This window comes from Ancalomicrobiaceae bacterium S20, from assembly GCA_040269895.1.
In the GTDB taxonomy this organism is placed as follows: domain Bacteria; phylum Pseudomonadota; class Alphaproteobacteria; order Rhizobiales; family Ancalomicrobiaceae; genus Methyloraptor; species Methyloraptor flagellatus.
Map to the genome: position 1 here is coordinate 205,441 of CP158568.1, position 13,413 is coordinate 218,853.

The window sequence follows — 13,413 nt, forward strand, 5'->3', positions numbered from 1 at the left end:
AAATCGAAACGGGCTTGGCCTCCGTCTTGCAGATCCTGAAACGGTCGAATTCTGCTTGGTAGTGACGTCCGTGGGTACCGCTGTCTCGTCCTATTCCCTCACGCGCATCGCGAGCCTCTCGCAGGCTGAACTCGCGGCCTTGACCGCGACCGATATCGCGTCGCTGTCGACGAGCCAGATCCAGGTCTTCACCCTGAGCGAGATCGAGGAGCTGAGCTCCACCCAGGTCCGCGCGCTGACCACGACGCAGATCGCCGCGCTGCAGACCACCCAGATCCAGGCTTTCACGCCGCCGCAGATCGTCTTCAGCCTGTCGCAGCTCTCCGCGTTCTCCGCCACGCAGGTCGGGGCTTTCGAGACGACGGACCTCGCCGCCTTCAACGCGACCCAGATCAGCGCTCTGACGACCACGGCGGTGGCCGGCCTGACCGCGACGCAGATCCAGTCGCTGACGCCGACCCAGATCGCGGCGCTGACCGGCAATCAGCTCGTGAACTGGACCGTCTCCGAGCTGCAGGCACTGACGCCGACCCAGCTCCGCCAGTTCAGCACGACGCAGATCGCGGCGCTGACCACCGCCCAGCTCGCCAATCTCACCACGACCCAGATCGCGTCGCTCGCGACGACCCAGCTCGCGGGGTTGACGCGTTCGGACATCGGCATTCTCGGCACGCAGCAGATCGCGGTTCTCTCCTCCTCCCTGCTCAATGCGCTGACCAGCGTGCAGATCGGCGGCCTGACCGCCATGCAGGTCGCGCAGCTGACCGACGATCAGCTCACGTCGCTCGCCGCGACCTTGTTCAGCGCGATCTCGACCGACGGCATCACCGGCCTCTCCGAGACGCAGATCGCGCTCCTGGCGCCGACGACGATCCAGTCGCTCGCGTCCTCGCAGATCCGCGCCCTGTCGACGACCGCGATCAATGCCCTGACCGCGACCGAGATCGCCTCCCTGTCGACGACGCAGCTCGCCGGCATGACCGCCACGCAGTTCGGCGCGCTGCCCGATGCGCTGGTCGCGGCCTTCACCTCGACGCAGCTCCAGTCGCTCGGCGGCAACCAGCTCGTCGGCCTCGGCCCCGATCAGTTCGCGGCGCTGTCGACGACCCAGTTCTCGGCGCTGTCCTCGACCCAGCTCGGCTCGCTTGCCGCGGTGCAGGCCGGCTGGCTGACGACGCAGCAGATCGCCGCCATGACCACGACCCAGCTCGCGGGTCTGGCGACGGCGCATATCGCCTCGCTCTCGGACGACGGCTTTGCGGCGCTGTCGACCACGCAGTTCGCGGCGCTGTCGGTCACGCAGATGGGCGGCCTGACCTCTAAGGAGATCGGGGCGCTGTCGCTCGACGAACTCGCCGTACTGTCGACGACGCAGATCGGCGGCATCGTGCCGGCCTCGATGAGCGGGCTGCAGCAGTCGCAGATCGCGGCGCTGTCGACGACCCAGATCGCCGCCTTCACTGCCGCGCAGCTCAATCGCGTGCCGGTCGATACGTTCGACGCGCTGTCGTCGACCCAGCTCGGCGCGATCACCACCACGCAGTTCAAGGCGATCAGCGCGACCAACCTCGCCAGCCTGACCACCGATCAGCTCGCAGCGCTGACCACCTCGCAGGTCGCGGCGCTGCAGGCGTTCCAGATCCGCGGCCTCGGCGACGATCAGGTCGGCGCGCTGTCGACCACCGCACTCGGCGTGCTGTCGTCGACCCAGATCGGCAGTCTCGGACCGTCGCAGCTTGCGGCGCTGACCTCGTCGCAGCTCGCGGCGCTGTCGACGACGCAGTTCAAGGGACTGTCGGCGGTCGCGATCGCAGGCCTCGCCGATACGCAGATCGCGGCGTTGTCGACCGATCAGATCGCCGCGCTGTCGGGCACGCAGCTCGCCGGTCTGACCTCGACGGCGCTCGGCGCCCTGTCGACCACCCAGATCGGCGCACTGGCGGCGACCAAGATCGGTTCGCTGTCGGTCGCGGCGCTCGCCGGGCTGACCGTCACCGAGATCGCGGCCTTCGACAGCCGCCAGTTCGCGGCGCTGTCCTCGTCGCAGATCGCCGGTCTGTCCGATGCGACCGTCAACTCGCTCACGACCACGCAGCTCGCCGCGCTCACCACGTCGCAGCTGAAGGGGCTGTCGACCGACGACATCGGCGGCCTGTCGACCACGCAGCTCGCCGCGCTGTCCTCGACCCAGATGGCGGCCTTCACGAACCTGCAGATGCGCGGCTTCACGAGCGAGCAGCTCGCCGCGCTGACGCAGACGCAGTTCGCCGGCCTGACCTCGACCGAACTCGGCGCGCTGCTCGACACGCAGGTCGCGGCGCTGAGCGCGGACGAGATCGGCTGGCTTACGGTCACGCAGCTCAAGGGCCTCACCGCGGTCGGCCTGTCGGCGCTCGCCGATACCCAGCTGGCCGCACTGACCACCACCCAGCTGCACGCGCTCTCGGCCCTGCAGATGCGCGCGCTGACCGAGACCGCGGTCGAAGCGCTGACGACGACGCAGCTCGCCTCGCTGACCACCACGCAGCTCTCGTCGCTGTCGACCACGGCGGTACAGGTCTTGACCGCCGAGGACTTCGACGCGCTGACCACGACGCAGCTCGCGCGCTTCAATGCCGCGCAGATCGCCGTGTTGACGCCCGAGCAGATCGAGAGCTTCGACCAGACGCAGCTCGCGGCGCTGTCGACGACCCAGTTCGGCGCCTTGACGTCGACCCAGACCGCGGCGCTGACGACGACGCAGATCGCGAACCTCTCGGCGACGCAGCTCGCGGCCTTCTCCTCGACCAGCCTGTCGGGGCTGAACACCACGGTGATCTCGAGCCTCACCGGCACGCAGCTCGCCGCGCTGACCTCGACCGAACTCGCCGGCCTCGACACCTCGCAGTTCGACGTGCTGTCGACCGACCAGATCGCTGCGCTGACCGCGACGCAGCTCAAGGCGATCTCGCCGAACACGCTGTCGGAGATGACCGCCGATCAGGCTGCCGCGCTCGGCACGCGCCAGATCGCGGCGTTCTCGACGACGCAGATCAACGCGCTGTCGACGACGGTGATCGCCTCGCTCGTCGACACGCAGATCGCGGCGCTGTCGACCTCGGCGATCACGGCGCTGAGCGCCACGTCGGCGGCGAGCCTGACGCCTGAGCAGCTTGACGCCATGTCGTCGACCCAGCTCGCCCGGTTCTCGACCGCGGCGATGCGGGCGCTGACCGAGACGCAGCTGACTTCGCTGTCGACGACGCAGCTCGCCGCGCTGACCACCACCGAACTCGCCGCGTTGACCGCGACGCAGGTTACGCAGTTCACCGCCGATCAGGTCGGCGAGCTCTCGACCCGCCAGCTCGCCGCGCTGAATGCGGCCGCCGTCGGCGGGCTCGAAGCCGACGACTTTGCGGGGCTGACCACCACGAAGCTCGCCGCGCTGACCTCGACCGAAGTCGCCGGCCTGACCTCCACGCAGATCGGCTACCTGTCGAGCACGCAGATCGGCCAGTTCTCGACGACGCAGATCGCCGGTCTGACCTCGACCGCGCTCGCCGCGCTGTCGACGGCGCAGCTCCAGGCCCTGTCGACCACGCAGCTGAAGTCGCTGTCGACCAAGCAGCTCTCCGGCCTCGGCGCGGGCTCGATCGGAGCGCTGACCACGACGCAGCTCGCGGCTCTGACGACGACGCAGCTCGCCGGGCTCGCCGCGACCGGTCTCGACGGCCTGACGCCGGACGGGATCAAGGGTTTGACCACGACCCAGATGGCCGGGCTCAGCACCACCCAGGTCGCCGCGCTCAGCGAGACGCAGCTCTCGTCGCTGACCACGACCCAGCTTGCGGCGCTGACGGCGGCCGCGATCAAGGGCCTGACCTCGGGCCAGGTCGCGGCGCTGACGACCGCGCAGATCGCCAGCCTCGCCTCGACGCAGATCGCGGCCCTGTCGACGAGCGCGATCGCCGGGCTCGGCGAGGACGACATCGCCGCGCTGACCGCGACCCAGATCAAGGGCCTGTCGACCACGGGCCTCGCCGTGATGGAGGCGACCCAGGTCGCCGCGCTCGGCGCCGCGCAGATCGCGCGCTTGACCGCTACACAGATCGCCGCGATCGGCACCACCGGCATCGGTGGCCTGACCGCTGCGGAAATTCAGGCGTTGGCGACGACGCAGATCGCGGCGTTGACGTCGGCTCAGGTCGGCGCGCTCAACGAGACGCAGATCGGCACGCTGTCGACGACCCAGCTCGCGGCGATGACGACCACCGAGCTCGCCGGTATCGTCGGTACCCAGGTCGGGGCCATGTCGGCGACCCAGATCGCGGCGCTGTCGAACACGCAGCTCGGGGCGATCTCGCCCGACGGCATCGCCGGATTGACCGCGACCGAGATCGCGGGCCTGCGCACCGGTCAGGTCGCGGCGCTGACCACCTCGCAACTCGCGGCGATGTCGACCTACCAGATCGCCGCGCTGTCGACGGACCAGATCGCGGCGCTCGGCACCTCGCAGATCGCCGGCCTGACCTCGACGGCGCTCTCGGCGCTGACGGAGACGCAGCTCGATCGGCTGTCGACGACCCAGATGGGCGCGCTGACCTCGACCGCGCTCGCCGGCCTGACCGACGCGCAGATGGCGAGCTTCGACGCCACCCAGCTCGCCAGCCTCAACACCACGCAGCTCTCCGCCCTCTCGACGACCGCGATCGACGGCCTGAGCGAGACGCAGATCAACTCGCTGACGACGCGCCAGATCGCGGCGCTGACCTCGACGCAGCTCGGCGAGATCGGCCTGACGGCGATCGCGCAGCTGACCACGACGCAGATCGCGGCGCTGACCACGACCGCGATGCAGGGCCTGACCGACCTGCAGCTCGAGGCGATGAGCTCGACGCAGCTCTCGGCGCTGTCGACCCGCCAGCTCGCGGCGATCGCTCCGGCAGTGCTCGCCAACCTGACGACGGACCAGCTCGGGTCGCTGACCACGACCCAGCTCAGCGCGCTGACGACCACCGAAGTCGCCGCGCTCGCCGACACGCAGCTCGCCGCGCTGACGCTGACCCAGATCGCCGGCCTCGCGACGACGCAGATTGCGGCGCTGACCGCGACCGGCGTGTCGCAGCTCAGCGCCACGCAGTTCGATGCGCTGTCGACCCGCCAGCTCGCCGCGCTGACGACGACGGCGGTCGCGGGCATGACGGCGACGCAGTTCCAGTCGCTCGGCGCGACCCAGATCGCCGCGCTGACCAACGCCCAGATCGGCGCCTTCGCCACCACCATGGTGTCGGGGCTGAGCACGACGGCGCTGGCCGGCCTGTCGACCTCCCAGCTCGCCAGCCTGACCTCGACGCAGATCGGCGCGCTGACCACGACGCAGATCGTCGGCCTGACCTCCACGCAGATCGGCCTCCTGACCACGACCGAGGTCTCGGGCCTCGCCGCCACCCAGATCGAGGTGCTGTCGCTCGATCAGGTCCGTTCGCTGTCGCGCAAGCAGATCGCGGCGCTGTCGGTCGATGCGGTCGACGGGCTGACGGTCACGCAGCTGACCAATCTGACGACCGATCAGCTGGCGGCGCTGACTTCGACCGAACTCGGCGGCATGACCACGACGCAGATTGCCGGTCTGACGACGACGCAGCTCGGCGCGCTCACGACGACGCAGTTCTCCGGCCTGACCGCGACCGCGATGGGCGCGCTGACCGCCTCGCAGATCGTGTCGCTGACCACGCGCCAGATCGCCGCGCTCAACATCTACCAGGTCAACGGCCTGACCTCGACGGCGGTCGGCGCGCTGACCGCCTCGCAGCTTGGTTCGCTGTCGGCGATGCAGATCGGCGCCCTGTCGGCGGCGGGGATCGCCGGCCTGACGACGACCGAGATCGGGCTCCTCAACACCACGCAGGTGACGGCCTTCTCGACCGGTCAGATCGCGGCGCTGACCACGACCCAGATCGATGCGCTGCCGCTCGTGCAGCTCGCCAATCTGACCACCCGCGAGATCGCCGGCCTGACCTCGACGCAGGTCGGGCACCTCAGCGCGACGCAGCTCCAGGCGCTTTCGACCACGCAGCTGCAGGCGATCTCGACCGGCGGCATCGCCGGCCTGACCGCCACGCAGATGACGGCGATGATCGGCGAGCGGCTCGGCTCGCTCACGACCCGCCAGCTCGCGGCGCTGTCGACGACCGAGATCGGCAACCTCGACCCGACCACCTTCGCCGCTCTCGGATCGACCCAGATCGGCGCCCTGTCGGCGACCGGCGCGGCGGCGCTGTCGACCACCGTGATCGCCGCGCTCGACACGACCCAGCTCGGGCGCCTCTCGGTCACCGAAATGGCCGGCCTGACCTCGACCCAGGTCGCCGCCCTGACCACGACGCAGCTCGCGGGCCTGACCACCACCCAGCTCGGCGCGCTGTCGTCGAGCGGCGTGGCCGGACTCACCTCGACCGACATCGCCTCGCTGCCGACGACGACGCTCGCCGCGCTGCCGATCACGACCATCGCGGCGCTGACCTCGACCGCGGTCGCCGGCCTCAGCGCCACGCAGATCGCGGCCCTGACCACCCAGCAGTTCATGAGCCTGTCGGCGACGGCGGTGCAGGGTCTGACCTCGGATCAGATCGCGGGCCTGACCACCACGCAGATGAAGCTCCTGACCGATGCCGAGATCAGCGGCCTGACCTCGACGCAGGTCGCGGCGCTGTCGACGACGCAGCTCGCGCAGCTCACCTCGACCCGGATCGGCTCGCTGTCGACCGACGGCATCTCGGGCCTCAACGAGACCCAGATCGACGCGCTGACGCTGACCCAGATCAGCGGCCTGACCGCCACACAGCTCGGCTCGCTGACCACGACCGCGATCGCCTATCTGTCGACGAGCGACATCTCCTCGCTGACCGCGACGCAGCTCGTCGGCCTGGTGCGCATCCAGCTGCGCGCGCTGAGCTCGACCCAGATCGGCGCGCTCAACACGACACAGATCCGCGCCATGACGCCGGCGCAGATCGGCAACCTGACCGCGACCGAGATCAACGGCTTCACCCCGGCGCAGCTCGCCGCGCTGTCGGCGACGCAGGTCGGCGGCATGAGCACGGTGCAGCTCGACAGCCTGTCGGTGACGATCGCCCAGTCGCTGTCGGCGGCGCAGCTTTCGGGCCTGACCACCACGCAGATGTCGCAGCTCGACTCGACCTTCCTGATGACGCTGACGCTCACCGAGATCGACGCGCTTTCGGCGGCGCAAATTGACGCCATCACGACGACTCAGCTAGCCACTCTGAGTGTGACCAGGGCCGCCGAGCTGAAGGCCGCGATGGGCTGATCGCCCGCGCGCCCCGGTGGCGGCGCCCTCAGAGAGCGAGCGTCGCCATGAACAACGAGGTCCTGGGCCGGGCGCTGAGTCAGGCGGTCGAGCGAACCCTGTCGGTGACGGATCTGATCCGCGTCGCCGACCAGCTCAAGCTCGGCGGGCAGGTCGGCGCGGTCGATGCGATCTATTCGGTCTGGATCCAGCACAACGGCGACAACTCGCTGCTCTACGCGGTGCTGTTCAACTATGCCGTCATCCTCTCCGACGCGGGCAAGCTGACCGTCGCCAAGGAGTGCCTGGAGCGCGCGATCCAGCTCAATGCCGAGTTCATGCCGCTCTACATCAATCTCGGGCGCGTGCTCGAACGGCTCGGCGGCATCGGCGACGCGGTCGCCTGCTGGTCGAAGGCGGTCGAGAAGCTCGCGGCCGTCAACGGCGCCGCCGTGCATCACAAGACGACGGCGCTCAATCAGATGGCGCGCACGCTCGAGGCCGTCACCAAGGACGAGCTCGCCGAGGAGATGCTGCGGCAGAGCCTCGATCTGGTGCCGGGCCAGAAGGAGGTCGCGCAGCACTTCCTCGCCGCGCGGCAGCGGCAGTGCAAGTGGCCGGTCATCGAGCCGACGGACCGGGTGTCGACCCGGCAGCTGCTCGCCGGCCTGTCGCCCTTGTCGGTCGCGGCGCACACCGACGACCCGCTGTTCCAGCTCGGCCTCGCCCATGCCTACAACAAGTCGGATGTCGGTCGCCCGCGCGGCGTGATGTTCGATTGGCCGGCGGCCGTGGCGCACGACGGTCCGCTCAAGGTCGGCTATCTCTCCTCCGACCTGCGCGAGCACGCGGTCGGCCATCTGGTCTCGGAGATCTTCGCGCTGCACGATCGGGCGAAGGTCGAGGTCTTCGCCTATTACAGCGGCCCGCCCGGCAGCGGGCCGATGCACGACCACTTCAAGGCGACCTGCGACCACTGGCACGACATCACCCAGGTCGACGACGAGACCGCCGCGCGCCGCATGGCCGAGGACGGCATCCAGATCCTGATCGACCTCAACGGCTATACCCGCGAGGGCCGCACCAAGCTGATCGCGCACCGGCCGGCGCCGGTGATCGTCAACTGGCTCGGCTATCCGGGCACGACGGCGAGCCCGTACCATCACTACGTGATCGCGGACGATTTCATCATCCCGCCCGACCACGAGCTCTATTACTCCGAGCAGGTGCTGCGGCTGCCGTGCTACCAGCCGAACAACCGGCACCGGATCGTCGCCGACAAGGCGTTCACCCGCGCGGAGCTCGGCCTGCCCGAGACCGGGGTGGTGTTCTGCTGCTTCAACGGCACGCACAAGATCACCCGCTTCACCTTCGATCGCTGGCTGAAGATCATCGAGGGCGTGCCCGGTTCGGTGCTCTGGCTCCTGACCGGCAGCGAGGCGACCAACGCCCGGCTCAAGGACTACGCCGCCGCCAAGGGTATCGATCCCGAGCGGGTCGTGTTTGCCGGCAAGATGAAGAATGCCGAGCATCTGGCGCGCTACCGGCAGGCGGATCTGTTCCTCGACACCACACCTTACGGCGCGCATACCACTTGCTCGGATGCGCTGTGGGTCGGCGTGCCGGTCCTGACCTATGCCGGACGCTCGTTCGCCTCGCGGGTCTGCGGCAGTCTTGTCGCCTCGGCCGGTCTGCCCGAACTGATCACCACCGATGCCGAGGCTTTCGTCGCCACCGCCATCGCGCTCGGCCGCGATCCGGACCGGCTCGCGGGGCTCCGGGCCAAGCTCGCGGCCGGCCGCGACAGCTGCGTGCTGTTCGACACGCCGCTCCTGGTGCGCGAACTTGAGCGGCTCTACGGCGACATGTGGCGGGCGTTCCGTGAGGACCGGCTGCCGGTGCCGGATCTCGCCAATCTCGACGAGTATTTCGACGTCGGGCTCGAACTCGAGCACGAGGCGATCGAGATGCAGACGCGCGCCGACTACCTCGATCTGTGGCGTCAAGCGCTCGATCTGCGCGACCGGTTCCGTCCGCTCGCGCCCGACAGCCGTCTGATGACCCGGGACCGGCAGGCCGCGTCGGCAGCCGCCGGCGCGGTGCCCCGTCTCCAACGAAAGAAAGCCTGATGGCCTTCACCTACAAGGGTAAGCGCGTCCTCGTCACCGGCGGCGCGGGGTTTCTCGGTTCGCATCTGTGCGAGCGGTTGTTGAAGGAGGGCGCGGAGGTTCTCTGCGTCGACAACTACTTCACCGGGCGGCGGGCGCATATCGCGCATCTGATCGACAATCCGCTGTTCGAGGCGATGCGCCACGACATCACCTTCCCGCTGTTCGTCGAGGTTGACGCGATCTTCAATCTCGCCTGCCCGGCGTCGCCGGTGCACTACCAGTTCGATCCGGTGCAGACGACCAAGGTCTCGGTGCACGGCGCGATCAACATGCTCGGCCTCGCCAAGCGGCTGCGCTGCCGGATCCTGCAGGCATCGACCAGTGAGGTCTACGGCGATCCGACCGTGCATCCGCAGACCGAGGACTACTGGGGCAACGTCAATCCGATCGGTCCGCGCGCCTGCTACGACGAGGGCAAGCGCTGCGCCGAGACGCTGTTCTTCGACTACCGGCGCCAGCACGGCCTGCCGATCAAGGTGATCCGCATCTTCAACACCTACGGCCCGCGCATGCATCCGAACGACGGCCGCGTGGTGTCGAACTTCATCGTCCAGGCGCTGCGGGGCGAGGCGATCACCATGTATGGCGACGGCCGGCAGACGCGCTCGTTCTGCTACGTCGACGACCTGATCGACGGCATGGTCCGGCTGATGGCGACCGACGAGAGCGTGACCGGGCCGATCAACGTCGGCAATCCGGCCGAGTTCTCGATGCTGGAGCTCGCCGAGGCGGTGGTCCGGCTCACCGGCTCGCGCTCGGAGATCGTCCACAAGCCGTTGCCGCAGGACGATCCGCGCCAGCGCCAGCCCGACATCACGCTCGCGCGCCGCACGCTCGGCTGGGAACCGACGATCGCGCTCGAAGAGGGCTTGAAGCGCACCATCGCCTATTTCCAGGCGACGCTCTGAGCGGCGAGGGCGCGCCGCCGATCCGATATCGTCAAGGGGCGCCAAAGGGCGCCCTTTTCGTCTCGCGTGCCGGGGCGACCGCGCTTTCCTGAGCCGGCATGGCGCCGAACCGGGCCGTACCGTCGGCCGTTGTCATGATACTGATGAACTGAGGGACCATGTCTGGCACGTTCGGGACGCGCCATTCTAACGATTCGTCCCGGGGAGTAGGATATGCGTCTGTCCGTCATCGGCGCCGGTTACGTCGGTCTCGTCTCCGGAGCCTGCTTCGCCGAGCTCGGCCATTCGGTGCTCTGCATCGACAACAACCCCGCCAAGATCGACGCTATCCGCTCCGGCCAGATGCCGATCTACGAGCCCGGCCTCGACGCCTTGGTCGCGCGCAATGTCGCCGCGGGGCGGCTCACCTTCGCCACCGGCATCGACGCCGCCATCTCCGACAGCGCGGCAGTGTTCATCGCCGTCGGCACGCCGTCGCGGTTCGACGGCCGTGCCGAACTGACCTTCGTGCATGCCGCGGTCGAAGCCTGTGCGCCGTTCCTGAAGGCCGGCGCGGTGGTCGTGAACAAATCGACGGTGCCGATCGGCACCGGCGACCGGGTCGAAGAGATTTTGGCCACGGTCCGCCCGGAGCTGGCCGTCTCGGTGGCGTCGAACCCCGAGTTCCTGCGCGAGGGCGCCGCGATCAGCGACTTCATGGAGCCGGATCGGATCGTCGTCGGTGTCGAGGACGACAATGCGCGCGCGGTCGCGGAGGCGATCTACGCGCCGTTGACCGCCAAGGGCGCGCCGCTCCTGTTCACGCGCCGACGCACGTCCGAGATGATCAAGTATGCCGCCAACTCGTTCTTGGCGACCAAGCTCGGCTTCATCAACGAGATCGCCGATCTCTGCGAGCATGTCGGTGCCGACGTCGCCGAGGTCGCGGTCGGCATCGGCCTCGACAGCCGGATCGGCCGCAAGTTCCTGAACGCCGGTCCGGGCTTCGGCGGTTCGTGCTTCCCGAAGGATGCGCTGGCGCTGCTCAACACCGCCAACGACGTCGGCGCGCAGATGCCGATCCTGGAGCGGGTCATCCACGCCAACGATCTCAGGAAGCGCAACATCGGCCGCAAGATCCTGAAGGCGCTCGGCGGCAGCGTGCGCGGCGCGACGATCGGCGTGCTCGGCCTCGCCTTCAAGCCAGAGACCGACGACATGCGCGAGGCGCCCTCGATCGACATCGTCGCCTCGCTCGACTATTGGGGCGCCGCGATCCGCGCCTACGACCCGGCCGCGATGGAACAGGCAAAGCCGAAGCTGCCCGCCTCGGTCGTCTATTGCGACGACCCCTATGCCTGCGCCGAGGGCGCGGACGCGATCGCGATCGTGACGGAGTGGAACGAGTTCCGGACGCTGGATCTCGCCCGGCTGAAGGCGGTCATGCGCCGCCCTGTCATCGTCGACATGCGCAACGTGCTGTCGGCCGCGGAGGTCGAGGCGCAGGGATTCCAGTATGATTCGGTGGGGCGGCCGGGGCGCGAGGCGTAAAACAGATTCTGGCGTCGGACCGCTACAAGGATATGACAGCGCGGCGTCCGCGCCGTTCGGTCGTCCAAGGTCGAACAGGGCCTTCTTTCAAGCGGCTACTGCCGTCATGGACGTGCGTCTCTCGGACATCCGATGTATGTATCGGCATCTGGATCGAACTCAAAAAGAACGCCTTTGGCTTGATCCAAAGTGCGAGAGTCCTCCGGAGACAGCACGATTTCGATGCAGGCGAGCCGGACAGGCGACTTGCGTCCAACCATCCGGGCGAACACCTCGATCGAATAGTGTCCGGCCTCGAAAGCATACGGTTTCTGGTGCGCGGAAAGAACGAAGTGGTGATTGGCGACGATGCCCGTCTGGCTGACATATAGCCCGCTACCCGGCGATAGCTTTTCGGCTTCGGCATATCCCCAAAATGCAAAAGTTCTCGTCTCTCTGTCGCGGTGAACGCGGGCATACATCTGTTCGATCATCTGACCGCGATGAGCTGTGCTGTAAAGCAGAGTGCGTAGGAATATTTTCGCCGTCTGCTGAGGTGTGAAATCAAATCCAAAAAAGACTATTGATGGCTGAGTCATGGCCAAGGTGCCGCGTCTAAACAACGTAAACCACGCTGTCAAGACCGAGACAATCAGCGAGAGCACCGAGATAAAAAGACTAATGGCGACCATTGGGCACCTCGATACAGTGCCATGGGCCATATTCCATGGCTCCACCAACAATATCGACTGGAAACTCGCGTGAACAGGCTTTCAGGCGTGTCGCTTTCCCACTTTTCGGCGGGCAAGAACCCGGTCATCGACCGTCTATGACATTGAGAAATGGTGCCCAGGGGCGGAATCGAACCACCGACACTGCGATTTTCAGTCGCATGCTCTACCAACTGAGCTACCTGGGCCTTCGCGGCTGGCTCGCTCGGGGCGGGCCGTTCCGGAAAGTTCGGGCGTTATAGTCACTCGAATCGGGTCTGTCCAGCGGGGGCGGCAAACTAATCGCGGGGCTGTGGATGAACGCGCCGGGGCGCGTTCGAGGCGGCCGCACCGCGTTCGGTCCCGGTGGGGCCCGCGTGGCTCCGATCCAGGCCGACACCGCGGATTCACGTGTTGAATCCGCGCGATGGTCTGCGCTTCTCCGGCCCGGCGCAGGCCGCGCGCGTCAGCGTTCGCGCTCGGAGGGATCGTCCGGCATGTCGTCGTCCTCGACGACCGGGATGGCATAGGCGCCGGTCAGCCAACGGTTCAGGTCGACGGCGCGGCAGCGCGGCGAGCAGAACGGGTAGCTCTTGAAGACCGACATCTTGCCGCAGATCGGGCAGGGCCGCGGCGGGCGCTTGGGGGCGGATTCGGCATCTGAACTCATGTCGCCTCATGTCATGCTCCGTATGGTCGGATCAAGGGGGCGGATCCAGAGAAGGTGGTGCGACGGTCCGATCGCAGACTGCGAACAAAGGGTGCGGGCGACCTTTGCCGCTTCGGCCGGTTTGCCATGCGCGCCGGAGCCGCTAGGCTCCCTATGA

The 13,413-nt window shown here is 67.9% G+C and carries 6 protein-coding genes and 1 tRNA gene; 4 read left to right on the forward strand and 3 right to left on the reverse strand.

Annotated features, from left to right (window positions below):
* The first annotated feature begins 70 nt into the window (after positions 1 to 70).
* The 4 genes from ABS361_00930 (at position 71) to ABS361_00945 (ending at position 11,897) form a co-directional block, all read left to right on the forward strand.
* Positions 71 to 7,309, forward strand: a complete 7,239-nt coding sequence (locus tag ABS361_00930; GenBank protein XBY44902.1) for a hypothetical protein — start codon at positions 71 to 73, stop codon at positions 7,307 to 7,309.
* A 47-nt stretch (positions 7,310 to 7,356) separates the two neighbouring features.
* Positions 7,357 to 9,417 (forward strand): glycosyl transferase, encoded by a 2,061-nt coding sequence (locus ABS361_00935; GenBank protein XBY44903.1) that lies wholly within the window; start codon positions 7,357 to 7,359, stop codon positions 9,415 to 9,417.
* The gene (locus ABS361_00940) at positions 9,417 to 10,367 is read left to right on the forward strand and encodes a UDP-glucuronic acid decarboxylase family protein (protein ID XBY44904.1); all 951 of its coding nucleotides are present in this window, start codon (positions 9,417 to 9,419) and stop codon (positions 10,365 to 10,367) included. The genes ABS361_00935 and ABS361_00940 overlap by 1 nt, the downstream gene beginning before the upstream one ends.
* Positions 10,368 to 10,580: 213 nt before the next feature.
* Positions 10,581 to 11,897: a UDP-glucose/GDP-mannose dehydrogenase family protein gene (locus ABS361_00945; GenBank protein XBY44905.1), complete on the forward strand. Its 1,317-nt coding sequence runs from the start codon at positions 10,581 to 10,583 to the stop codon at positions 11,895 to 11,897.
* A 104-nt stretch (positions 11,898 to 12,001) separates the two neighbouring features.
* Here the strand turns inward: ABS361_00945 and ABS361_00950 are convergent, their stop codons facing one another.
* The 3 genes from ABS361_00950 to yacG form a co-directional block, all read right to left on the reverse strand.
* Positions 12,002 to 12,568 (reverse strand): hypothetical protein, encoded by a 567-nt coding sequence (locus ABS361_00950; GenBank protein XBY44906.1) that lies wholly within the window; start codon positions 12,566 to 12,568, stop codon positions 12,002 to 12,004.
* Positions 12,569 to 12,719: 151 nt separating this feature from the next.
* Positions 12,720 to 12,795: transfer RNA gene (locus ABS361_00955), tRNA-Phe, on the reverse strand.
* Positions 12,796 to 13,052: 257 nt separating this feature from the next.
* Positions 13,053 to 13,256 (reverse strand): DNA gyrase inhibitor YacG, encoded by a 204-nt coding sequence (gene yacG, locus ABS361_00960; GenBank protein XBY44907.1) that lies wholly within the window; start codon positions 13,254 to 13,256, stop codon positions 13,053 to 13,055.
* Positions 13,257 to 13,413 lie beyond the last annotated feature (157 nt).